25 protein-coding genes are annotated in these 23,095 nt (G+C 68.1%); 16 read left to right on the forward strand and 9 right to left on the reverse strand.

Annotated features, from left to right (window positions below; translation table 11 throughout):
* Positions 1 to 1,947, reverse strand: coding sequence for a DUF2339 domain-containing protein (locus BS329_RS05560; protein WP_076156170.1), 1,947 nt, complete (start codon positions 1,945 to 1,947; stop codon positions 1 to 3).
* A gap of 221 nt (positions 1,948 to 2,168) precedes the next feature.
* Positions 2,169 to 2,936 carry a polyprenyl diphosphate synthase gene (gene uppS, locus BS329_RS05565; protein WP_076156171.1) on the reverse strand — a complete coding sequence of 256 codons (768 nt, stop codon included), beginning with the start codon at positions 2,934 to 2,936 and terminating at the stop codon, positions 2,169 to 2,171.
* Positions 2,937 to 3,108: 172 nt separating this feature from the next.
* Here uppS and BS329_RS43275 point away from each other — a divergent pair, with 172 nt between their 5' ends.
* The 7 genes from BS329_RS43275 (at position 3,109) to phoU (ending at position 9,974) form a co-directional block, all read left to right on the forward strand.
* Complete coding sequence (locus BS329_RS43275) at positions 3,109 to 3,273, forward strand: hypothetical protein (protein WP_158075753.1); 165 nt, start codon at positions 3,109 to 3,111, stop codon at positions 3,271 to 3,273.
* An 87-nt stretch (positions 3,274 to 3,360) separates the two neighbouring features.
* A complete protein-coding gene (gene dusB / locus BS329_RS05570) occupies positions 3,361 to 4,506 on the forward strand; it encodes a tRNA dihydrouridine synthase DusB (protein WP_076156173.1) in 1,146 nt (381 codons plus the stop codon).
* A 152-nt stretch (positions 4,507 to 4,658) separates the two neighbouring features.
* Positions 4,659 to 5,492, forward strand: coding sequence for an alpha/beta fold hydrolase (locus BS329_RS05575; RefSeq protein ID WP_076156174.1), 834 nt, complete (start codon positions 4,659 to 4,661; stop codon positions 5,490 to 5,492).
* Positions 5,493 to 5,550: 58 nt separating this feature from the next.
* Complete coding sequence (idi, locus tag BS329_RS05580) at positions 5,551 to 6,147, forward strand: isopentenyl-diphosphate Delta-isomerase (RefSeq protein ID WP_076156891.1); 597 nt, start codon at positions 5,551 to 5,553, stop codon at positions 6,145 to 6,147.
* Positions 6,148 to 6,227: 80 nt separating this feature from the next.
* Positions 6,228 to 6,956 carry a GGDEF domain-containing protein gene (locus BS329_RS05585; protein ID WP_076156176.1) on the forward strand — a complete coding sequence of 243 codons (729 nt, stop codon included), beginning with the start codon at positions 6,228 to 6,230 and terminating at the stop codon, positions 6,954 to 6,956.
* A gap of 850 nt (positions 6,957 to 7,806) precedes the next feature.
* Positions 7,807 to 9,216, forward strand: coding sequence for an LCP family protein (locus tag BS329_RS05590; protein ID WP_076156177.1), 1,410 nt, complete (start codon positions 7,807 to 7,809; stop codon positions 9,214 to 9,216).
* A gap of 92 nt (positions 9,217 to 9,308) precedes the next feature.
* Positions 9,309 to 9,974, forward strand: a complete 666-nt coding sequence (gene phoU / locus BS329_RS05595) for a phosphate signaling complex protein PhoU (RefSeq protein ID WP_076156179.1) — start codon at positions 9,309 to 9,311, stop codon at positions 9,972 to 9,974.
* A 310-nt stretch (positions 9,975 to 10,284) separates the two neighbouring features.
* On the opposite strand, the gene pstB is transcribed toward phoU, so the two are convergent.
* From pstB to BS329_RS05625, 6 genes are all read right to left on the reverse strand, one after another.
* Positions 10,285 to 11,061, reverse strand: coding sequence for a phosphate ABC transporter ATP-binding protein PstB (pstB, locus tag BS329_RS05600; protein WP_076156180.1), 777 nt, complete (start codon positions 11,059 to 11,061; stop codon positions 10,285 to 10,287).
* Positions 11,062 to 11,071: 10 nt separating this feature from the next.
* On the reverse strand, positions 11,072 to 11,989 hold the full coding sequence (gene pstA / locus BS329_RS05605; RefSeq protein WP_076156182.1) for a phosphate ABC transporter permease PstA: 918 nt from the start codon (positions 11,987 to 11,989) through the stop codon (positions 11,072 to 11,074).
* Between the two features lie 2 nt (positions 11,990 to 11,991).
* A complete protein-coding gene (pstC, locus tag BS329_RS05610; protein WP_076156894.1) occupies positions 11,992 to 12,909 on the reverse strand; it encodes a phosphate ABC transporter permease subunit PstC in 918 nt (305 codons plus the stop codon).
* A 210-nt stretch (positions 12,910 to 13,119) separates the two neighbouring features.
* On the reverse strand, positions 13,120 to 14,244 hold the full coding sequence (gene pstS / locus BS329_RS05615; protein ID WP_076156183.1) for a phosphate ABC transporter substrate-binding protein PstS: 1,125 nt from the start codon (positions 14,242 to 14,244) through the stop codon (positions 13,120 to 13,122).
* 229 nt (positions 14,245 to 14,473) lie between these two features.
* A complete protein-coding gene (gene mshD / locus BS329_RS05620) occupies positions 14,474 to 15,349 on the reverse strand; it encodes a mycothiol synthase (RefSeq protein ID WP_076156185.1) in 876 nt (291 codons plus the stop codon).
* A 66-nt stretch (positions 15,350 to 15,415) separates the two neighbouring features.
* On the reverse strand, positions 15,416 to 16,171 hold the full coding sequence (locus BS329_RS05625; RefSeq protein WP_076156186.1) for a response regulator transcription factor: 756 nt from the start codon (positions 16,169 to 16,171) through the stop codon (positions 15,416 to 15,418).
* Between the two features lie 131 nt (positions 16,172 to 16,302).
* Here BS329_RS05625 and BS329_RS05630 point away from each other — a divergent pair, with 131 nt between their 5' ends.
* The 9 genes from BS329_RS05630 (at position 16,303) to BS329_RS05670 (ending at position 22,226) form a co-directional block, all read left to right on the forward strand.
* Complete coding sequence (locus BS329_RS05630; RefSeq protein ID WP_084749393.1) at positions 16,303 to 17,196, forward strand: LmeA family phospholipid-binding protein; 894 nt, start codon at positions 16,303 to 16,305, stop codon at positions 17,194 to 17,196.
* A gap of 21 nt (positions 17,197 to 17,217) precedes the next feature.
* Positions 17,218 to 17,637 carry a TlpA family protein disulfide reductase gene (locus BS329_RS05635; RefSeq protein ID WP_076156187.1) on the forward strand — a complete coding sequence of 140 codons (420 nt, stop codon included), beginning with the start codon at positions 17,218 to 17,220 and terminating at the stop codon, positions 17,635 to 17,637.
* Positions 17,638 to 17,866: 229 nt separating this feature from the next.
* Entirely contained in the window at positions 17,867 to 18,301 is a 435-nt protein-coding gene (locus tag BS329_RS05640; RefSeq protein WP_076156188.1) for a DUF4395 domain-containing protein, read from the forward strand.
* Positions 18,302 to 18,324: 23 nt separating this feature from the next.
* The gene (locus BS329_RS05645; RefSeq protein WP_076156189.1) at positions 18,325 to 19,161 is read left to right on the forward strand and encodes a sulfurtransferase; all 837 of its coding nucleotides are present in this window, start codon (positions 18,325 to 18,327) and stop codon (positions 19,159 to 19,161) included.
* Complete coding sequence (locus BS329_RS05650) at positions 19,161 to 19,472, forward strand: DUF1416 domain-containing protein (protein ID WP_076156191.1); 312 nt, start codon at positions 19,161 to 19,163, stop codon at positions 19,470 to 19,472. The genes BS329_RS05645 and BS329_RS05650 overlap by 1 nt, the downstream gene beginning before the upstream one ends.
* Before the next feature lie 237 nt (positions 19,473 to 19,709).
* Positions 19,710 to 20,333: a heme-binding beta-barrel domain-containing protein gene (locus BS329_RS05655; RefSeq protein ID WP_076156192.1), complete on the forward strand. Its 624-nt coding sequence runs from the start codon at positions 19,710 to 19,712 to the stop codon at positions 20,331 to 20,333.
* Positions 20,334 to 20,341: 8 nt separating this feature from the next.
* Positions 20,342 to 20,953 (forward strand): 5-oxoprolinase subunit PxpB, encoded by a 612-nt coding sequence (gene pxpB, locus BS329_RS05660; protein WP_076156194.1) that lies wholly within the window; start codon positions 20,342 to 20,344, stop codon positions 20,951 to 20,953.
* Complete coding sequence (locus BS329_RS05665; RefSeq protein ID WP_076156196.1) at positions 20,950 to 21,825, forward strand: 5-oxoprolinase subunit C family protein; 876 nt, start codon at positions 20,950 to 20,952, stop codon at positions 21,823 to 21,825. The genes pxpB and BS329_RS05665 overlap by 4 nt, the downstream gene beginning before the upstream one ends.
* Positions 21,813 to 22,226, forward strand: coding sequence for a hypothetical protein (locus BS329_RS05670; RefSeq protein ID WP_076156197.1), 414 nt, complete (start codon positions 21,813 to 21,815; stop codon positions 22,224 to 22,226). The genes BS329_RS05665 and BS329_RS05670 overlap by 13 nt, the downstream gene beginning before the upstream one ends.
* Here the strand turns inward: BS329_RS05670 and BS329_RS05675 are convergent.
* Complete coding sequence (locus tag BS329_RS05675) at positions 22,219 to 23,073, reverse strand: aminodeoxychorismate lyase (RefSeq protein ID WP_076156199.1); 855 nt, start codon at positions 23,071 to 23,073, stop codon at positions 22,219 to 22,221. The two genes, BS329_RS05670 and BS329_RS05675, sit on opposite strands and share 8 nt — an antisense overlap.
* Positions 23,074 to 23,095 lie beyond the last annotated feature (22 nt).

Here is a 23,095-nt window from a genome sequence, read left to right on the forward strand (position 1 = left end):
TCAGCGAGACGCGACGAGCTTGGCGTAGCGCGTCCCCGCGCCGAGCAGGACCAGCCCGGCGAGGAGGAAGGCGGCGACCCTGGCCAGGCCGTCGAGCGCGGCGAGGTCGAACAGGACCAGCTTCAGCACCGCCGCGCCGACCAGCACCAGGCCGATCACCCGCAGGCCGACCACCGAGATGCCGCGGATGAGCAGCACGAGGGCGGCGACCGTCCAGGACACCGTGATCACCACGTGGCCGACCAGGAAGCCCGAGCGGCCGGGGACGGCCAGCAGCGACGCGCACAGCACCAGCGCGCCCGCGCCGTAGAGCGCGCAGACGCCGGCGAAGAGCCACGGCACCACGTTCTCCGACGCCGCCTTGAACAGCCCGAGCCGGTGCGCGACCCACGGAAGCGTGATCGAGACGGCCAGGATCGCGACGGCCACCAGCAGGGCGGCGGCGAGGTCGGCGTCCGGGCGGTTCCTGATCAGGAAGAAGAGCGTCGGCGGAACGTCGAAGGCCAGCGCGATGATCCCGCCGATGACGGCGAAGCCCAGCCCGCCGAAGAGCGCCACGTGCTTCTTCGTCCACAACGCGACCAGCGCCAGCAGGACTCCTTCGCCGATCAGGATCGCCGAGCGAGCGGAGCCGTCGAAGAGGGTCATCGTCGTCTGAAGGGCCGCGAGAAGACCGGCGGCACCCGCGAGGTCACCCGTCCAGCCGTTGAGCCACTGACCGGCCGCCCACACCCCGAGCAGCACCAGCGCGACCGCCGCGGTGACGAGCACGGCCTGCGTCTTCGGCAGGAACAACGCGGCGAGCAACGACGGCGCCGGTGCGACGGCGAGCAAGGCGAGCGCGGCGGCGTCACCGGGCCGTTTGATGGTGACGATCAGGGCGAGCGTGACTCCGACGGCGCCCGCGGCCAGCGCGGCGGCGGTGTTGGCGGTGCTGCCGCCGAGGCCGGTGAACGCCGTGCTGAAGACCGACGCGACCAGCGGCGGAATCCCCGCGGCGACCGCGACCGACGGCCACGACTGGCGCAACTGCACCGGCGTCGACGCCACCTGGACCACCAGCAGGAACGCGACCAGCTCGGGGGTGAACCCCTGCGTGATCAGCGGCGCGCAGACCACACAGCCGAGCACGACGGCCGTCGCGAGCAGCGACGACTTCCATCGCACGGCCAGCAGCAACCCGCCGACCGCGATCAGGAGTCCGATCGCGAGGCCGGCGTAGGCCGGGAGGTACTCGTACATCGTCGTCGCGGCGATGGCGTCGAGGTACAGCGTCCCGATCCCCGTCGCGGCGAGCGCGAACGCGCCCGTGCGGCCGGCCGGGGTGCGGTGCAGGCGCAGGCCGAGCCCGGCCAGCGTCAGGCCGAGGACGGCGCCGCCGATCACCCGCGGCAACGGGCCGAACCAGCCGCGCTGGATGGCGAGCACGAGGAACAGCACGATGCCGAGGAGCGTGACCGCGCCGCCGACCCAGGCCAGCAGCCTGCTGCCCGCGCCTTCCTTGCTCAGCTTCTCGGCCAGCGTCACCTTCGGGACGGGCTGGTACGGGCGGTAGGGCTGCTGCGGCGGGTGGGGGTGCTGGTGCGGCTGCTGGTAGTGCTGGCGGTATTGCTGCTGGTACTGCTGCCATTGCTGCTGGGCCTGGGCCCGCGCTTGGGCTTGGGCGTACGTGGCTTGCTGGTAGTGGGCGTGCTGCGGGTACGGCTGCTGCGGAACCTGCGGCTGGGGCTGTTGCTGCTGGGGCTGCGGCTGCTCGGGCCGCGGCTGTTGCGGTGCGGCAGGTTGCTCTTGAGGTGCCTGCTCAGACGCCTCTTCGCGCGTCGGCTCCGCTCCGGACTGGACGGTCCGAAGCTCCGTACCGACCCGCGCGAGGCGGGCCCCAAGGTCGTCGATCTCCCCGGCGAGCCTGAGGAGCACATCCCCATCGGTGGTCATGGCGAACAGCATGGATCCTGGAGGCCGCTCCCGGATCCGTAGCACTACTCAATCGTGATGACGATGTGGTCGCGACCTGCGAAATCATCGGTCGCCGACGGCCGCGGTTTCTCACGGGCGTGGCCGTCGCCAGCCGTTTGACCTACATCGACGGGACCCGTCTCAAGGGGACGATGTCTCGGACCGTGATCGCTCCTCGTGGTGAATCGGTCTGACCATCCTGTAGATCGGCGTTACGAGGCCGGGCTCTTGGCCGCGTAGACGCGGAGCGCCCGCAGAAGATCCAGATACCGGAAGCCCGGCCAGTTGACGTCGCAGAAGTACAGCTGCGCCCCCTTCGCCTGCCAGAGGAGGAATCCGGAAAGGCGGACTTCGCCGCTGGTCCGGATGATCAGGTCCGGCTCCGGACTGCCCGCCGTGTAGAGATGGGCGGAAAGTGATTCCGCGGAAACGGTTTCCGCGATCTCCACAAGGGACTTGCCGTCCGCCGCTCCTTCGAGCACGAGGTCTCGGACGGCATCGACGATCTCCTCGCGGCTTCCATACCCGATGGCGAGGGTCAGCTCAGGCCCCGTCGCGCCGCGAGTGTCCTCTTCGGCCTGCTTCAACACTTCGGCTGTGGACGACGGCAGCATGTCCAAGCGCCCCACGGGAGCGATCCGCCAATTCGCGCCCGGAGCGGTCAGCCGCTCGCGGACGACGTCCTCGATCACCTGCATCAAGAAGGTCATCTCCGGCGACGCCCGCTTTGTCAGGTTGTCGACCGAGGCGAGGTACACCGTCACGTGTCCGATACCGAGGCCTTCGCACCACGTCATCAGCCGGGCGATGTGCTGGGCACCGTGCCGATGGCCTTCGCGGACGTCCTCGAAGCCCATCTGGCGAGCCCAGCGGCGGTTGCCGTCGATGATCACGCCGACATGCCGGGGCAGCGGGCCGCGGAGGAGGCGGGCGCGGAGTCTCCGCGTGTAGAGGTCGTTGATCCTGGCGCGGACGCTCATGGCACCGAAGCTACCGAAATCGCAGCCTTTCCGTTGCGCGCCAGCAAGAGTCGGGAGATCTTCACGGTCACCCAGTCCGCACCCGGAGCTGTCCCGGCAACCGTGAGCAAGTCGGTCCAGCCCTCGTCGGCGGGCAACGACGCCGGGGTCTATTTTCGTCCGAAGAATTCGAGTGGGGAAATTCAACCTCCACTTCGCGAGCAAGTACATCTACCCGCTCGGCCGGGCTCTGACGGTCGAAGGCCGGGCAGCCAAGCTCGCCGAATGGCAAACCGACTCGCTTCCAGCCATGTTCGCGGGCAAACAGCGGAAGGACGGGTCTTCCGGGTCGACGTGATCGACGCCGGTGCCACGATTCGCGGCAAGGTCATCGTCTGGAACAAGGAGGCGACCCACCGACGAGTGACAGACACCACAGGCGACAATGGAGGACGTGACAGCCACCCTGAGCAAGCCCAGCCTGAAGATCGGCCCCTACGAGGTCGATCCCCCGGTCGTGCTCGCTCCCATGGCGGGCATCACCAACGTCGCCTTCCGGCAGCTGTGCCAGGAGTACGGCGCGGGCATCTACGTCTGCGAAATGATCACGGCCCGCGCGGTGGTCGAACGCCATCCCGGCACCCTGCACATGATGACCTTCGGCGAGAACGAAAAGCCCAGGTCCATGCAGCTTTACGGCGTCGACCCCAAGACGATGGCCGAAGCCGTCCGCATCATCACCGGTGAGGGGCTCGCCGACCATATCGACAGCAACTTCGGCTGCCCCGTGGCGAAGGTGACGCGTAAGGGTGGCGGCGCGGCGTTGCCGTTCAAGCGCAAGTTGTTCGCCGACATCGTGCGTGAGTCGGCGAAGGCGGCGGCCGAGGCGGGGGTGCCGTTCACGGTCAAGTTCCGCGTGGGCATCGACGACGACCACCTGACCTACCTCGACGCCGGGCGCATCGCCGAGGCCGAGGGCGCGGCGGCGGTCAGCCTGCACGCGCGCACGGCCGCGCAGCGTTACTCCGGCCAGGCCGACTGGACGAAGATCGCGGCGCTCAAAGAAGCCGTCACCAGCATCCCGGTTCTCGGCAACGGCGACATCTTCTCCGCCGAGGACGCGCTCCGCATGGTCGACCAGACCGGCTGCGACGGCGTCGTGGTCGGACGCGGCTGCTTGGGCAGGCCGTGGCTGTTCGGCGAGCTGGAAGCCGCCTTCGCCGGGCGTCCCCAGCCCACTCCGCCGAATCTCGGCGAGGTCGCGAAGGTGTTGCGCCGTCACACGGAACTGCTTGTCGAACACGACGGTCACGACAAGGCCATGCGCGACATCCGCAAGCACATGGCCTGGTATTTCCTGGGTTTCCCGGTCGGCTCCGAGCTGCGGCGCGGCTTCGCGATGCTTTCCAGCATGGATCAGCTCGACGACCTCATCGCCCGGCTCGACCACGAAGCCCCGTTCCCCAGCGCGGCCACCGGTCCACGCGGGCGGCAAGGTTCGCCGGGCAAGGTCACGTTGCCGCACGGCTGGCTCGACGACCCGGACGACGACTGCGTCCCCGAGGGCGAGGACATGCACTCCGGGGGCTAGCGGCTCGCGACCGGTCGGCTGGGTGCGGTGGCGCCTGGCCTTCCGGTGTCACCGTGTGCTGCCCCGGGCGTGAGCGAACCCCGCTCACCTGCTCACGACACGAACTCCCGACTCCGAGGCTGAGCGCGCCCGGTCCCCGTAAAGTCTGCGGCGTGATCGAGCAGCTGACCATCCCCACCGACGCCGGTACCTTCGACGCCATCGCGGCCGGCCCCGAAGACGGCCGCCCCGTCCTGCTGCTGCACGGGTTTCCCGAGGCCGCGGTGGAATGGGAGCACCAGGTCGCGACACTCGGTGTGCTCGGCTATCGCGCGGTGGCACCGGATCAGCGTGGCTATTCGCCGGGCGTCCGGCCGGAACAGGCGTACGAGTACAGCGCCGACTATCTCGTCGGCGACGTCATCGCGATCGCGGATCGCCTGGGGTGGAACGAATTCGACCTCGTCGGGCATGACTGGGGCGGCGCGGTGGCGTGGTGGGCCGCCGACACGCATCCCGGCAGGCTCCGCAGCCTCGCCGTGGTTTCGACGCCGCATCCGGCGGCGCTCGCGGAGGCCATGAAGAACGACGAGGACCAGCATCTCCGGTCGGGGTACATGACCGAATGGCGGCAGACCCGCGTCACCGAACGGCGGATGCTCGAGAACAACGCCGACGCGCTGCGCCGCATCTTCGACTGGAAGGTGCCGCCGAGCAAGGTCGACGAATACGTCCGGCGGCTGTCCGAACCGGGCGCGCTGACGGCGGCGCTCAACTGGTACCGCGCCGGCCGCACCGGCGGGAAGATCGGGCCGATCGAGGTTCCGACGCTCTACATCTGGAGCACCGAGGACGCCGCCTTCGGGTCGACGGCCGCGCTCGACACCGCGAACCGGGTCACCGGCCCGTACCGCTTCGAGATGATCGAGGACGCCTCCCACTGGGTGGTGGAAGAGGCGCCCGAGGCCGTCACTTCTTTGCTAGTGGAGCACCTTTCGTCCCACTAACAGGGGTAACTCTGGTCGCGGTACCGGTTACCGTGAGCCTGCTGGTTCAGTGGGTCCGGTGAACAACACGACCGAGCTGGACACCGAACGCATCGTCTACGTGACCGAGGACGGCGTGCCGACCGGCGAAACCGCGCCCAAACTGGCCGCCCACCACGAGAACACCCGGCTGCACCTGGCGTTCTCCTGCTATCTGTTGCGCCGCGGCGATCAGGCCCTGCTGATCAGCAGCCGCGCCGCGACGAAGAAGGTGTGGCCCCGGGTCTGGACCAACAGTGTCTGCGGGCACCCCGCACCGGGTGAACCGATCGAGGAGGCCGTCCGGCGCCGCGCCGCCTTCGAGCTCGGACTGCCCCGGCTGGACGGACTCCGGTGCGTCCTGCCGGCGTACCGCTACCGGACGCCACCGTTCGAGGGCGTGGTCGAGAACGAGTTCTGCCCGGTCTTCGTCGCCTGGGTCGACGATGATCCGAAACCGCATCCGGACGAGGTCGGCGACTGGCGCTGGGTGAGCTGGAATGATTACGCACGGTTGCTGAACGACGATGTGGCCAACGTGAGTTACTGGGCTAAAGATCAGTTTTCGCAGCTCAAAGACTTAGAGCCGTTTTCGGCCTTACAAAACGGCACTTCGGTGCGTGACAATGGCGTCTAGCCGTCGTCCACTTGAGCGATATTCGCTTCGGACCGTACCGATACCTCAAGACCTGCCTCCTATCCGACGAAAACCAATTCGTGGCGGAGGTGAGCGTGGCAGCCGACGACGAGGCCGCGCTCCCACCGGGCGTGCCGGGTACCGATCTGCTCAGCCTGCACGAATCGATTGCCGGAGTGCTCGCCACCCAGGGTGACTGGCGACGTGCCTACCACCACCTCAAATCCGCCTTCGACCTCGCCCGCGCCGGCAGCCTGCGGGACACCCTGACGTCGAGCTACAACCGCCGCTACCTCGACCAGTGGCTGCACGGCCCCGCCGTCGAACACCGCGGCCCGCCCGGGATCGCGATCGCGCTGGTCGACCTCGACCTGTTCAAGAAGGTCAACGACACTTTCGGGCATCTGGTCGGCGATCGGGTGCTGCGCGAAGTCGCCGATCTGCTCCAGCAAGGACTTCCGCCCGAGGCGTTCTGCGCCCGCTACGGCGGCGAGGAGTTCGCGCTCGTCATCCCGGACGTCGACGCCGCCCGCGCGGTGCGCATCGCCGACACCGCCCGCATCCGGGTGGCCCGCCATCCGTGGCGGCGGATCCGGCAGGGACTCTCGGTGACGATCAGCGTGGGACTCGCGCACGAGAGCCGCGCGGAACCGGATCACGCGGCGGAACCGGAACGGCAGTTGCGCCGTGCCGACGCTTTGTTGTATATGGCGAAACGGGCGGGCCGGAACAAAGTGGCCTATCGGGATAAGGAATCGTCGCGGACGATTCCCCGTTCGATGAACTCCGCGGACGCCACGGACGCCTAGCCACTCACTCGGTTAAGGCTCGCACTCTGCGTAACAGATTCCCCCTGTTTTAACGCAGCTTTAACCAGAACCGCTCACCCGATCGCATGGACCGTTCGGCGCTGATCGGTACCTTGGGTGAAGAAAATTCGGGGATGGTTGTCGTCACGAACCCGAGGTGTCCGTACGATAACGAAAGAGCTTCGAGCCAGTCGTGAAAGGAGACCGAGTGCCCGACGAGCACCACAACCCGGGGACCGGTCGCCACAGCCACGCGGACAGGAGCGCCGGCGAGCGCGGCCGCGGGAGCCGACGCCGTTCGATGGACACCCACGGCGGGATCAGTGTTTCCGACGTCGTCGCACGTCACACAGGTGAACGCCCGATCTTCGACCCCGCCGACGAGGCACCCGCGCCGCGCCGCCTACGGCAGGAAGAGCCGACGCCGGAGCCTTCAAGACCCGAGCCTTCGAGACCCGAGCCTTCAAAGCCCGAGCCTCCGAGACCCGGGTCGCACGCGGCACGGGCGGAACCGCCCGCACCTCGTCGTCCCCGTCCGGCCGCCCCGGCCGGAAACCCGCCGCCCGCGTCTCGCGCGGCCCTACCTGCCACGCCGCAGGCGCCGACGCGGCAGCCGCAGCCCACCGAACCCCCGCGTCCGCCTCGTACGCGTCAGCCGCGCCGTGCCGCGCCGAGCCCTGAAGCGCCGACGCAGCGCCGCCCGCCGGTGGTGAACCCGGGCGCGCAGCAGCAGCCGGCGGTCCCGGCCCCGCCGCGGCGTCCTCGTCGCCCCGTGCAGCGACCGGCACCGCAGGCGCCGGCGCAGTCGGCCTCCCCGCAGCTGTCACCAGGTGTCCCGCCGAGGTCCGAGATGGACCGGCTCACGATGACCGACGAGCTCGAGGCGATCGACGACGCGACGATCATCAAGCGCAGGATCGACCACACGCTCGCCCGGTTCTCCGCCGCGCACGACGAACTCGAAGCCGAAGAGGCCAAGAAGCGCGAGCGCCGCGAACGGCTCGCCTCCCGTCCCGCCGCGCTGCTGGAGCAGACCCGCACGGCCCTGCAACGGGTGGTCACGACCAACGACGCCGAGCCTGCCGAAGCGGCGGCCGCCGAGCAGTCGTCGCCGCAGACCCGGCTGCAGGAGAAGAAGGAACGCAAGACCAGGCAGACGGCCAAGGCGGGCCGGATCACGGCCGCCGTGGTCGCCGCGCTCGTGTTCCTCTCCCTCGGCTCCGCGTGGGGCGCGCAGACCTGGTTCGACGCGAAGTTCAACAACGTCGCCTCGCTCGACGAAGACTCGGCCGACATCCAGGACGCCGCCGGCCAGACCGGCGACGAGAACTTCCTGATGGTCGGTTCCGACAGCCGTGACGGCGCTGCCGCCGAGGACGGCGTCGGCGACACGGAGGGCACTCCGGGTGCCCGCTCGGACACGGTCATGATCGCGCACGTCCCGGCCGACCGGCAGCGCGTCGTGATGGTGTCGTTCCCGCGCGACCTCGAGATCAACCGCCCCGAATGCAAGCGCTGGGACCCGGCCACGTCGTCGTACACGGAAGAGACCTCGCCCGCGAAGAAGATCACGAAACTGAACACCGCCTACGCGGTCGGTGGCCCGCAGTGCGTCACGAAGGTGATCCAGCAGATCACCGGCATGAAGATGAACCACTTCGTCGGCATCGACTTCAACGGCTTCAAGTCCATGGTCGACGCCGTGCAAGGCGTCACCGTGTACAACGAGAAGCCCGTCGACGACACCACGCTCGGCATGATCATCCCGCAGGCGGGCGAGGTCCGGATCTCCGGCGACCAGGCGCTCAACTACGTCCGGGCGCGGCACGTCAAGGGCGACCCGACGTCGGACTACGGCCGGATCAAACGACAGCAGGCGTTTCTCGGCGCGCTGCTGAAGACGGTGATGTCCAAGGAAGTCATCCTGGACACCGGCAAGCTGAGCGGCTTCATCGACGCGTTCGCCAAGGCCACTTTCGGCGAGAACCTCGGCATCAAGCAGATGATGACGCTGGCGAAATCGATGCGCGGGATGGACTCGAGCAAGGTCAAGTTCCTCACCGTGCCCACCACCGAAGAGGCGAACAACCGCGGCAACGAGGTGCTGTTGCAGAGCAAGTCGAAGGCCGTCTTCGACGCGCTGATCAACAACACTCCACTGGAGGAGAAGGCCCCGGTACCCCCTCCGAACAGCGAGGGGCCCGCTCCGACGAGTGCCGCCAAGTCCGGCGGCGCCAAGAAGAGCAGCAGCTCAGGCTGAAGATCCGCAGAAGGATCATTCGTTAGTCCGGGTTCACGTCAGGTTCACTCTGGGATGCGGCTTTTGGTCCCTCTTGCCCGTAGGGTTGGGCCATGCGTGAGGCTTACCATGTCGAACTCGAACAGCTCGCCGAGAACCTAGCGAGCATGTCGCTCCAGGTCGCCGACGCGATGGAGCGGGCGACCCGGGCGTTGCTCGAGGTCGATCTCGGACTCGCCGAGCAGGTGATCAGCGACGACGCGAAGGTCGACGACGCGCGCGCCGAATGCGAGGAGCAGGCGTACGCGCTGCTGGCTTTGCAGGCACCCGTCGCGACCGACCTTCGGACCGTCCTCGCCGCGATCCACGCGGCGGAGAGTCTGGAGCGGATGGGCGATCTGGCCCTGCACGTGGCGAAGGCCGCGCGGCGCCGTCACCCCGAACCGGTTCTCCCCGACGCCGTGCGGGGCGACTTCGCCAAGATGGGCGAGGTGGCCGTCAAGCTGGCCCGGCAGGCCGAGCAGGTCATCAAGTCCAAGGACGTCCAGGCCGCCCGCACGATCGAGTCGGACGACGACGAGGTCGACGAGATCCACAAGCACCTGTTCACGGTCATCATGGACCGGAACTGGGACCACGGCGTCGCCGCGGCCGTGGACGTCACCCTGCTGGGCCGCTTCTACGAGCGCTTCGCCGACCACGCCGTCTCGGTCGCGCGCCGGATGATCTTCGTGGTGACCGGCAAGATGCCCGGCTACGGCCCGGACGAACTTTCCTAGTCCGAAGGGGACATTCCCCGCACAAGACGCAGCGAAGGGGCCCTTCACCGCATGTCACGCGGTGAAGGGCCCCTTCCGCTCTCCGGACGCGGACGACCGCGAGCCCTGGGTCGCGCTGCCGACTACACCCCCCCTGACCTCGACCGCGTTTCGTCCTCTAGTTGCGGTAGTTCGCACCACGAACCACCGCAACTAGAGGACGAAACGCGGGCCGTAGCCAACCCCGTTCAGGACCACCCGCAAGTACGTGAAGGCCCCCTTCATTGCGCTAGACGCAATGAAGGGGGCCTTCACGTACTTTGCCGAAGACTCAGCCGAAGCGGCCCGAGATGTAGTCCTCGGTCGCCTTCTCGTCCGGGTTCGAGAAGATCTTCTCAGTGTCGTTCAGCTCCACCAGGCGACCCGGCTGGCCGACGCCCGCCAGGTTGAAGAACGCGGTCTGGTCCGAGACCCGCGCCGCCTGCTGCATGTTGTGCGTCACGATGACGATCGTGTACTCCTTCTTGAGCTCACCGATCAGGTCCTCGATGGCCAGCGTCGAGATCGGGTCGAGCGCGGAGCAGGGTTCGTCCATCAGCAGCACGTCCGGCCGCACGGCGATCGCCCGCGCGATGCAGAGCCGCTGCTGTTGACCACCGGAGAGGCCGCCGCCCGGCCTGTTCAGCCGGTCCTTGACCTCGTTCCACAGGTTGGCACCGCGCAGCGCGCGCTCGGCGATCTCGTCGAGCTGCTTCTTGCCCTTGGTGCCGCCCAGGCGCAGCCCTGCCACGACGTTGTCGCGGATGGACATCGTCGGGAACGGGTTCGGCCGCTGGAAGACCATGCCGATCGTGCGGCGGACCTGCACCGGGTCGACTCCGGTGCCGTAGATGTCCTCGCCGTCGAGCAGCACCTCACCCTCGACGCGGGCGCCGGGGATGACCTCGTGCATGCGGTTCAGCGTGCGCAGCACCGTCGACTTGCCGCAGCCCGACGGGCCGATGAACGCGGTGACGTTCCGCGGCGGCACCGAGAGGGTGACGCCGTCCACGGCGTGGAATTTGCCGTAGTAGATGTCCACGTCTTTGACGTCGATTCGTTTGGCCATCTCAAACAGCTCACTTCTTCTTCGGGGCGACAAGACGGGCAAAGAGCATGGCGAGGAGGTTCACGACCGCGATGATCAGCACCAGGGTGAGCGCGGCACCCCAGATCCGGTCGAACGCGACGGTGCCCTCGTCGAACGGGTTGCTGACCCGTTCGTTGTTCATCAGAAGCGGCAAGGCGGCCTGCTCGCCACCGAAGATGTCCCAGTTCACGTAAGCGGAGTACCCGACGAGGACCAGCAGCGGCGCGGTCTCGCCCATGACCCGGGCGAGCGCCATCATGATGCCGCCGATGATGCCGGACAGCGCGGTCGGCAGGACGATCTTCATGATCGTCTTCCACTTCGGCACGCCGAGCGCGTAGGAGGCCTCACGCAGGTCGTCCGGGACGATCCGCAGCATCTCCTCCGAAGACCGCACGACCACCGGGATCATCAGCAGCACCAGGGCGAGCGACACGGCGAAACCGCTGCGCGGCAGGCCGAACGTCGTGATCCACAGCGCGTAGATGAACAGCGCCGCGACGATCGAAGGGACACCGGAGAGGATGTCCACCATGAACGTCGTGATCTTCGCGAGTTTGCCGCGGCCGTACTCGACAAGGTAGATCGCGACGAGCATGCCGATCGGGACCGCGATGATCGCGCAGACCAGGCCCTGCAGCACCGAACCGATGACCGCGTGCAGCACGCCGCCGCCGACCTCGTCCGACAGCACCGAGCCGAAGTCCTCGGTCCACCAGTTGCTGTACGGGATTCGCTTGACGCCGTTGATGACGACCGTGGCGAGCAGCCACACCAGCGGCACGACGGCGATCAGGAACGACAGCCAGATCAGGACCGTCGCGAGGCCGTTCTTGGTCTTCCTCGCGAGACTGACCTGCTGGAAGGCGGGGGTGGTGGCGGGGGTCTTCTCGAGCGTGGTGGACATGCTCAGTCCCCCTTCTTGGCGATGATGGTCCGCGCGGCGAAGTTGACGATGAACGTCAGCAGGAACAGCACCAGGCCCGCCGCGATGTACGCGCCCGCCGAGATCTCGTTGTTGAGCTCCGCGTAGTCCGCCGCGATCTTCGAGGCGAACGTGGCGCCGCCGTCGAAGAGACTGAAGGTGAACTCGCGGCCCACAGCGCCGGTCAGGATGATCGCGAGCGCGATCGTCTCGCCGAGCGCGCGGCCGAGGCCGAGCATCGAAGCGCCGATGTAGCCCGCCTTGCCGAACGGCAGGACCGTGGTGCGAATGACCTCCCAGCGGGTGGCGCCCAGCGCCAGCGCGCCTTCGATATGCGGGGTCGGGGTCCGCTCGAAAACCTCACGCGACAGCGAGGTGATGATCGGCAGGATCATCACGGCGAGCACGATGCCCGCGGTGAAGATCGTGCCGCGCATGTCCGGCGAGACGTTGCCCGCCGCGAAGATCGGGATCCACGAGAAGGTGTCGTTGACCCACTGGGAGAAGGGCTCGATCGTCGGCGCGAAGACCATCAGGCCCCAGAGGCCATAGATGATCGACGGGACGGCGGCGAGCAGGTCGATCACGTAGGCGAAGGGCCGCGCGAGCCGCTTCGGCGCGTATTGCGTCAGGAAGAGGGCGATGCCGAGCGAGATCGGCATCGCGATGATCAGCGCCAGCAACGCGCTGTAGACCGTGACCAGCAGCAGGCCCATGATGCCGAACTTCATGTCGTTCGGTTCGGTCTGCCAGGTCTGGCTGGTCAGGAAGTTCACGTTGTCGGCCCGGAGCGCCGGAATGGCCTGCACCAGCAGGAACAGCCCGATCAGGCCGATCAGCGAGACGACGAAGACGCCGGCTCCGGTGGTCAGGAACTGGAAGATGCGGTCACCGGGTCGCACCGTCCTGGAATTGGGGCTCGCGAGTTGCACCGAGGACTTCTCGGGCGGTGACGCGGCAGGTTGCTCCGAAATCGGGTCCTCCGTGAAGGTCTCGCGGACGCCAGAACGCCCACCGGGGTCGCCGGTGGGCGTTCTGGGCGAAGATGAATCGCTCATCGACTACTTCTGTCCAGCCTGTCTTTACTGATCAACCTGAGGTTGGCAACAGGGTCAGGCGATGGCCTTGACAGCGGTCAGGACCTTGTCCTGGAGGCTCTGCGGGATCGGCACGTAGCCCTTGTCCGAAAGCGGCTTCTGACCGTCGGTGGCGGCGACGTTCAGGAAGGCCTTGACGGCCTTGGCGACCTCAGCGTCGGCGTACTTGGAGCAGACGATCTCGTAGGTGGCGAGGATGACCGGGTAGGCGCCCGCGACGTTGCTGGAGTAGATCGACTCCAGGTCCAGCGCGAGGTCGTTGGAGCCTTCCTTCTTGAACTTCGCCGCGTCGAGGGACTTGGCGACGTTCGCCGCGGTGAGTTCGACACCGCCGGAGCCGCTGTCGATCAGGGCGGCGTTGAGGCCGTCCTTCGCGAAGGAGGACTCGACGTAGGTGATGGCGCCGTCGGTGGCCTTGACCGCGCTGGCCACACCGTTGGACTTCTCGGCACCGTTACCGACGCCACCGTTGAACTTCTTGCCGTCGCCCTGGGTCCAAGCGCCCTTCGAGGCCGCCTTCAGGTACTTCTGGAAGTTGTCGGTGGTGCCCGACTCGTCGGTGCGGGAGATGACCTGGATCGGCTTGTCCGGCAGGTTGACGCTCTCGTTGCCCTTGAGCGCCTTGATGGCCGGGTCGTTCCACTTGGTGATGCCGCCGTTAAAGATCTTGGCGGTGACCTCGGGGGTCAGGGTCAGCTTGTCGACACCGGAGACCTTGTAGGCGATGGCGACCGGGCCGATGACGAGCGGCAGGTTCCACGCGTCGGAGGCGCAGCGGGCCTTGGCCTTGTCTGCCTCTTCGCCGCTCTTGAGGGGCGAGTCCGAACCGGCGAAGTCGACCTGGTTCGCGTTGAACTGCTTGATGCCGGCGCCGGAACCGCTGGGGTTGTAGTTCACCTTCTGACCGGCGCACTTGGCGGCGTACTGCTGCACGAAGATGTCGATCGCGGTCTTCTGCGCGGACGACCCCTCTGCCGAAAGCGGGTTCTTGCCGCCGCAAACGACGTCGGCCGCGCCACTGGGAGCGGCGGCGGCACCCGTGCTGGCGGGCTTGGACGCCGGGTCGGATCCACAGGCGCCGAGCACGAGGGCGGCGCTAGCCACGATGCCGATCGCGCCCGCGGGCCGCATGATCTTCACTGCATTTCCTCCACTGGGAGACATTCGCCGGATCGGCGGAACGGGAACGTTCCTACCGGACCCGGACACTAGGCACTGACAGTGGACAGGTGGCCGTCAAAGGGTGAACGAAAGGTGAACAAGGCGGCCGATGTGAGCAGTGCGACTACTCCAAAAGTGGTCCGTGTCTCGCCTGTGACCTGCGCGTTTGCTCTCCGTGACCGGTCAAGTGCCAGCCGTGGGAACACGATTACCGTGCGTATTGAACATCGACCTCGTATCGGGTGAAGCCGAGCTTCGCATAAACCGCGAGTGCCGGGGCGTTGTCGCCCTCGACGTACAAGATCACCTGGCCGAGTCCGCGGTCGCGGAGATACCGCAGCCCGGCGAGCGTGAGCGCCTTCCCGAGGCCGCCGCCCTGCGCGTCCGGATCGATGCCGATGACGTAGACCTCGCCCGCCGGCTCGCCGCCGAACCGGCCGGGAACCGCCTCGTGGACCTTCGTCCAGTGGAAGCCGACGACCTCGCCATCCTGTTCGGCGAGGAAGAAGCCTTCGGGGTCGAACCAGGCTTCCTTCTCGGTCGCGCGGACCTCGTCGGCGGTCAGGGCGCCCTGCTCTGGGTGCCAGTCGAAGGCACGCGCGTTGACGCGGACCATCGCTTCCTCGTCCTGGCCGGGAACGAAGGTGCGCAGCGTGATCCCTTCGCGCGTCACGGGTTCCGGCCAGTCCGCCGTCTCCACGTCGGCGTGGAGGATCAGCAGTTCGCGAGCGCGCTCGAAGCCTTCGGTCCCGGCGATGTGGACGGCGGCGGGGTGATCGCCGTGCGCCCAGACCCGCAGCGGTTTCCCGGCGACGTGGTCGACCAGCGCCTTGGTGAGCGCCCTGCCGTGACCGGCACGGCGGTGCGCGGGGTGGACGAACAGTTCGGCGACCTGGTTGCCGTGCGAGTCGCCCTCGGTGTCCAGGTGCGCGTACGCGACCAACTCGCCGTCGGCGTGCCCCAGGAGGTGTTGCCCACCGGGGAAACCGGTGTCCAGGGGATCGCCGTCGGCCTCGCGCACGGCGAGCAGGAAGTCGCGGATCTCTTCCGTTTCCGGTTCATCGGTCCACCGCAGATCGAGCATGAAACCGACAGTACTAGGGAACCCTGTTCCCGCCCGGACGTCTTGTCAGGCAGGAGAGGAAGGGATTCAGTGCGCGGAAAGCTCGCTCGGCTCGTAGACGCTCGCGTCCAGGGCGATGGCCTGCTGTTGTTTCGCCGCGGCACCCTTGGCAGGCCGCTCGAACTTGTAGCCGACGTTGCGCACGGTCCCGATCATCTGCTCGTGCTCCGGCCCCAGCTTCGCGCGCAGCCGCCGCACGTGGACGTCGACCGTGCGCGTGCCACCGAAGAAGTCGTAACCCCAGACCTCCTGCAGCAGCTGGGCGCGGGTGAACACCCGGCCGGCGTGCTGCGCGAGGTACTTGAGGAGTTCGAACTCCTTGTAGGTGAGTTCGAGAGTGCGCTTGCGGAGCTTCGCGGTGTACGTCGCTTCGTCGATCACCAGCTCGCCGACGCGGAGTTCGGCGTCCACCTGCGAGGTGGCGCCGTCGCGGGTGGTGACCAGCCGCAGCCGGGCGTCGACCTCGGCGGGACCGGCCGTCGGGAGCAGGATGTCGTCGGTGCGCCATTCCGCGCTGACCGCGACCAGCCCGCCTTCGCCGACGACGGCGATGATCGGCGTGGAGGCTTCGTCCTCACCGGCGCCCTTGAGCAGGCGGCAAAGGCTCTTCGCGGAGGCGAGATCGCTGCGGGCGTCGAGGACGATGACATCGCGGTGGCCGGCGTCGAGGAGCGCGGTCACTTCCGGAGCACGGACGCGTACGGTGTGGGGCAGCAGATCCAGGGCGGGCAACACCGTGGTGGCGTCTGCTTCCGCGGTCAGTACCAGAAGGTCCAGGCTCATCGCCGCACCGCCTTCACTCGTAGTGGCTACAGCCGGTGCTTAGTGAGAATAGCGGGTGAACAGCCGGACACCTACCCCGTGCTGGATCGATCACACCTGGCCAAAGAGGGATACGAAGGAGATTCGACGCGATGGTGAGCAGGCCCGTGGCGCACGACGGACGACCGTCCCCCGGCCGGTCCGTCAAGCGAGGAAAGCGGCGTGGCCGAGGCTGGCTCATCGCCCTCGCGGTACTGCTGGTGCTCCTGGTCGGAGCCGACTTCGGGGCGGCGGCGTACGCAGAGCACACGATCTCCCAGAAGGCCCGCGAACAGCTGGCGCTGAAGAACGATCCGGCGGTCACAGTGCACGGTTTCCCGTTCCTGACCCAGGCTCTGTCCGGTGACTACAGTCACATCACCGTCAACGCCCAGGGCGTCGCCGTCCCGCCGCGGTTGAGCGATGTGGACTTCAACGCGGACATGAGCGACGTCACGGCGCCGCTTTCGGACCTGATGAACGGCAACACGAAGGCGATCACCATCGCGACACTCAAGGGCGAGGTGACCATCAAGGCCTCCGACATCGCGAAGCAGGCGCCGCTGGACAAGATCGAGAACCTGAAGATCGAACCGGTCACCGAGGACTACGTCCGCAACGGCGAAAATGGCCAGGGCGAGACGACACCGCCGACCACCAACGCGCAGGGCGAGCCGATCGACAGCTCCAGCGCGGGAATCCGGCTGTCCGGCAACGTGCAGATCGCCGGTCAGAAGGTGGAGATCTTCTGTTTCGCGATGATCGAACTGAACGGCCAGAAGATCAGCATCGAGCCGAAGCGCCTCCAGTTCGGGAATGACAAGGAGACCACCATCGTTCCCCAGGCGGTGCAGGACGCGTTGCTGCCGAACTTCAACGCGACCATCGACACCGGCGCGATGCCGTTTTCGGTGACCCCGACGTCGGTGCGCGTGAGCAGTGGCTCGGTGACCATCAAGGGCGAAGGCAAGAACGTCGCCTTCAGCGGAGCGAAGCCGCAGGGCTGATTCGACGCGGGGTGATCTCGGATGACCGGGGTGTGGGTGCTGCTGGGCGTTCTGGCGCTCGGCGGGGTGGCGGGCGCGCTTTTGCGGGCGCGTGACGGCCGAGTGCGTGCGGCGAAGTCCGGCACATCCACCCTCCCCGGCCGCGTCTCGGACGCGCTCGCCCCCGACGGCGTCACCCTGGTCCAGATCTCCACCACGTTCTGCGCGCCGTGCCGCCACACGCGCGCCATCCTGTCTGCTCTCGCGGAGAAGACCGACGGGCTCACCCACGTCGACCTGGACGTCACCGAGACCCCGGAAGTCGCCCAGGCACTTTCCGTCTTGCGGACTCCGACGACGCTGGCCTTGACACCGGACGGCCGGGAGGTTTTCCGCGTCGGCGGCGTTCCCCGAGGTCAGGAGCTCCTCGACGCCCTGAAACCCCACCTGGCGAACGCCTGATCCCGAGTTTTGGGAAGCGTCCCAAGGTGTGAACACGGTTCCCAACCTGAGGGAGCTCTGCGTACCCTCGTGCCCGTGAACAGGCTGCCCCGAACCTTGCTGACCCAGCGCCGCGCAGTGGATCTGTGCCGCGTTCGCAGCAGCCTGTGTCCGGCTCGCTGATCGCGCCTCAGCCGCCCGCGCGCCCGTCGGGCACGCACCTCTTTCCCTCTCGTTCGCAGGAGGACCCATGTCCGCAGGACCGGCCGTCGACCCCCGCGGTCCGCGGTTCGCCGCCATCCTGACGACGATCGTGCTCGCGGTCGTGCTCATCACCCAGTGGTGGCCACTGCTCGCGGCGCAGGCGGTGGTGTTCGCGATCGGCGCCTTCATCGGCTTGAAGCCGGCGCCGTACTCCCTGGTCTACCGCTACCTGGTCGCGCCGCGCCTCGGCCCGACGACCGAACGGGAAGACGCCGCGCCACTGCGGTTCGCGCAGGCCGTCGGCTTCGTGTTCGCCGTCGCAGGCACCGTCGGCTTCGCCGCCGGTCTGACCGCGCTCGGCTTCGTCGCGACGGCGTTCGCGCTGTTCGCGGCCTTCCTCAACGCGGCGTTCAACTTCTGTCTCGGTTGCGAGATGTACCTGCTCATCAAGCGTTTCAGTCCCAGCCCGCGCGCGTCCTAACCACCAGAAAGAGAGTCAGCTCCATGAGCCGTGAAGACGTCCTGGTCACCACCCAGTGGGCCGAGGAGAACCTGGACACCCCGGGTGTCGTGTTCATCGAGGTCGACGAGGACACGACCGCGTACGACAACGGACACATCCGCGGTGCGGTGAAGTTCGACTGGCGCAAGGACCTCCAGGACGGGGTCCGCCGCGACTTCGTCGACAAGGCGGGCTTCGAGAAGCTCCTGTCGGAGAAGGGGATCTCGAACGACGACCGCGTCGTTCTCTACGGCGGCAACAACAACTGGTTCGCCGCGTACGCGTACTGGTACTTCAAGCTCTACGGCCACGAGAACGTGCAGCTGCTCGACGGCGGCCGCAAGAAGTGGGAACTCGACGGGCGCGAGCTGAACTCGGACGAGGTCAAGCGCGAGACCACCACGTACCAGGCCAAGGAGCAGGACCTCTCGATCCGCGCGTTCCGCGACGAGGTCGTGCAGGCCATCGGCGGCAGCAACTTCGTCGACGTGCGCTCGCCCGACGAGTTCTCCGGCAAGCTGCTCGCCCCGGCGCACCTTCCGCAGGAGCAGTCGCAGGTCCCCGGCCACATCCCCGGCGCGCTGAACGTCCCGTGGGCGAAGGTCGCCAACGAGGACGGCACTTTCAAGACCGAGGAAGAGATCAAGGAGCTGTACTCCGACGAGGGCCTCGACGAGTCGAAGTCCACGATCGCGTACTGCCGGATCGGTGAGCGCTCGTCCATCGCGTGGTTCGCGCTGCACGAGCTCCTCGGCTACGACGCGGTGAAGAACTACGACGGTTCATGGACGGAATACGGCTCGCTCGTCGGCGTGCCGGTCGAGTTGGGAGCCAAGTGATGGCGGTGGACGACAGCTGCGGCGCGCCGGTCCAGGAGGCCACGCCCGCCGATTACGACACTCGCGGCCAGGTCGTGCTGGCGGGCAAGGTGACCGGCGCGGACGGGCCCGTCGGCGGCGCCTTCGTGCGGTTGCTGGACGGCGGCGGCGACTTCACCGGCGAGGTCGTCTCGTCGGCCGACGGCGACTTCCGCTTCTACGCGGCTCCCGGCGACTGGACGGTGCGCGCGCTGCACAAGAGCGGTAACGGTGAAGCCTCCGTCACCGCTCAGGGTCCCGGCGTACACCAGCTCCAGGTCTCCGTCGCCTGACGTTTCGCGCGTGAAGGCCCCCTTCCCTCGGCTGAGCCGAGGGAAGGGGGCCTTCACGCGCATGGGGGCACCTGTGGGCACGGCCACGCACCCTGTGCGAGGCCGTCCGGGCAGGTAGCGACTAAAGTGCGTGGCGTGGAGATCCTGTTTACGACCCTGCTGGTGCTCGCCGGCGTCGCGATCACCTGGTTCGCCGTGTATGTCGTCTACCGGCTTTACGCGGACCAGCGCTGACCCATGACGGCGAGTGGCGACGAGGCCATCCAGGCCGCGGAGAAGCGCGCGGAAAGCACGCGCGAACGTAACCTCCCCCAGTTCGACGACATGCCCGTCCCGGGCGACACGGCGAACCTGCGCGAGGGCCCGAATCTCAATGACGCCTGCCTGGCGCTCTTGCCGCTGGTCGGGGTCTGGCGTGGCGAAGGCGAGGTCGATTACCCGACCATCGAGGGCCCGCGCCGGTTCGGCATGCAGCTGACCATTGCGCACGACGGCCGTCCCTTCCTCACGCACGAGGCCCGCGCCTGGCTGCTCGACGAGGACGGCAACGTCATCCGTCCGGCGGCACGCGAGTCCGGGTTCTGGCGCCCGCAGGCCGACGACACGATCGAACTGCTGCTGGCCCACAACACCGGCATCATCGAGCTTTTCTACGGCAAGCCGCGCGGGAAGGCCTCGGTCCCGGCCTGGGAACTGGGCACCGACGCCGTCGTCCGCTCTTCGACCGCGAAGGACGTCACGGCGTCCCAGCGGCTTTACGGCATCGTCAACGGCGAACTCGGTTACGTCGAGGAGCGCGCCATGATGGGCCAGGAACTCCAGCCGCACACGTCGGCGCTGCTGCGTCGCGTGGTGGGCTGACCTTTCCGGTGCGGTGGCGTGCCTACGGCGAGCACGCCGCCCTGCTCGACTGTGCTTCCCTGACCCAGGCGATCGCGGCGCATGCCGCGGTTTCGTCCGCGCGACCGTCCGGGATCGCCGAACTCGTCCCCGGCGCCAGGAGCCTGCTCGTGGTGGAAACCCCCGGCTCGGGCGCTCTCGCCGCCGTCCGTGACCTCCTGTCCGGCGCCGATCTCGAACATCCGCCCGACGGCGAACCCCGCGAGATCACCCTGGACGTCACCTACGACGGCGAAGATCTCGAACTCGTCGCCCAGGACGCCGGAGTGTCCCTTGAGGACGTCGTGCGGCTGCACACCGATGCCGTCTACACCGTGGCGTTCACCGGGTTCGCGCCCGGTTTCGGCTATCTGACAGGACTTCCCGGGCCACTCCGGCAGCCGCGGTTGCCGAGCCCGCGTACTCGCGTGCCGCCGGGTTCGGTCGGGATCGCGGGCGAGTTCACCGGGGTGTACCCGCGGGTCTCTCCCGGTGGCTGGCGGCTGATCGGCCACACCCGGGCCGTCCTGTTCGATCCGCGTGCCGACCCGCCCGCGTTGCTGGCGCCCGGCGACCGGGTGCGGTTCCGGAGCGCCGGATGAGGGCTCTCGAAGTGGTGGAGACCGGCCCGCTCGCACTGGTCCAGGACCTCGGCAGGCCGGGGTACGCGCATCTCGGCGTCCCGCCATCCGGCGCGCTGGACGTCCCGGCGCTGACACTGGCCAACCGGCTCGCCGGCAACGACGAAGCCGCCGCGGGCATCGAGTGCCTGTTCGGTGGACTGCGGTTGCGCGCGAAGACGTCCTGCACGATCGCGGTGACCGGCCCCGCGGTCGCCGTCGAGGTCGACGGGCACGCCGTCGGCTCGCACGCGCCGGTGTGGCTGGCTGAGGGCCAGGTCGTGGCGATCGGCGCGCCCATCAACGGATTGCGGTGCTACCTGGCGGTTTCCGGCGGAATCGCGGCCGACGCCGAACTCGGCAGCCGGTCGCGGGACGTCCTCTCGGAGATCGGGCCCGCGCCACTGCGCGCGGGCGACGTCCTCCCACTCGGCACGCCGCCCGGCGTGGCCCGCGGCGCCGATGTCGTGCTGCCCACCGTGGCGCCGTCGGAGCTGGTCGTGCCGGTCGGGCCCGGGCCGCGGGCGCACTGGTTCGAGGGCCTGGAAGCCGGGCTCGCGAAGACGTGGACGGTGACGGCGGAATCCAACCGCGTCGGCCTCCGGCTCGACGGAACTCCTTTGGCGCGCGAAGGCGACTACGCCGAAAAGGAACTCCCGAGCGAAGGCCTGCTGATCGGTGCCATCCAAGTCCCGCCGAACGGGCTGCCGGTCGTGTTCTTGGCGGATCATCCAACTACCGGTGGTTATCCGGTAGCGGCCGTGGTGAGACAGGCGTCACTCCCGGCGCTCGCACAGGCCCGTCCCGGAACCCTTCTCCGCTTTCACTCGTCCACGAGGGTGTGGAAAAGGTAACGGTCGACGGTGGCACAGGTGTCATCGACACGAATTCGGTCCCCACCCAGCCAGAACTGCCCCAGTCGCTGCGGATCGCGCTCGCCACGGGGCAGATGCGACGGCCGCTCGGCGACACGCTGCGCCCGCTCCTCGATCTCTTCGCCGACGGCAGATACCAGGTCACCGGCCCGGAACGGCTGACGGAAGACCGCTATCTGACCCCGAGCGCCGACTGGCCGCCCGCCGACGTATCCCGGGTCGGCTACTACCGGACGGCGATCAAGAGCGGGCACCGGCCGGTCGCGGTGGTGCTGGAAACCGCCGACGCGGCGGTGATCCTCGACGGGCACCACAAGATCGCGGCCTACCGCGAAGAGGCGATCCTGCCGCACCTGCTGATCATCAGCCCGCTCAGCTGATCGCGTATTCGCTCTCGTAGGCGGCGGCCAGTTCGGCGTGGATCGCGCTGGAGTCGCTCAGCGCGACGCCGTCGAGCGTGTGCACCCTGGTCAGCTTGCGGACCGACGACGCGAGGAACAGTCCCTCGCCCTCGCCGAGATCCTTGACCTGGAGCGGCTCGACCTTGATCGACCAGCCCGCCCGCTCGGCGCCGCGGAACAGCGCCGCCTGCGTCGTCCCCGGCAGGATGCCGATGCTCGCCGGCGGCGTGTAGAGCGTCTTGTCCTTCGCGAGGACGACGGTCGAAGTCGGCCCTTCGAAGACCGAACCGTTGGCGGCGGTGAAAATCACATCGCTCGCGCCGCGGCGGCCCGCTTCCCGCAGCGCGGCCATGTTGACGCCGTACGAAATCGACTTCGCGCCCAGCAGCAGCCACGGGGCGCGCTCGGCGAGTTCGGGCTCGATCCCCCGTTCGAGGGTGATCGCCGCGACGCCTTCGACACGGGCGCGGAGGACCTTCTCGTCGATCTCCACGCCGAGTGCGAACCCGAACGGTTTCGCTTCCGGATCGCCGTCGATTCCCCTGGTGTACACCAGTTTCAGGGCGATCTCGGAGCTGGCGGTCCAGTTGTCGATGACGGTCCGCGCGGCGCGCTCCCAAGCCGCGAGGTCCGGCGCCGGCAGGTCGAGCATGGCGGCGGAACGGGCCAGCCGCTCGAGGTGCGGGCGAAGCTCGCGAGGTCGCCCGTCGACGACGAGGATCGTCTCGAACACGCCGTCGCCGCGAAGCAGTCCCAGATCGTCTACTCGCAGGTGGGCGGCTTCGGGGTCGGCCAGGGTCCCGTCGAGGAAGGCAAGCACGCGCATACGGACACGGTACTCACTACCA

Source organism: Amycolatopsis coloradensis (genome assembly GCF_001953865.1).
Taxonomy (GTDB): domain Bacteria; phylum Actinomycetota; class Actinomycetes; order Mycobacteriales; family Pseudonocardiaceae; genus Amycolatopsis; species Amycolatopsis coloradensis.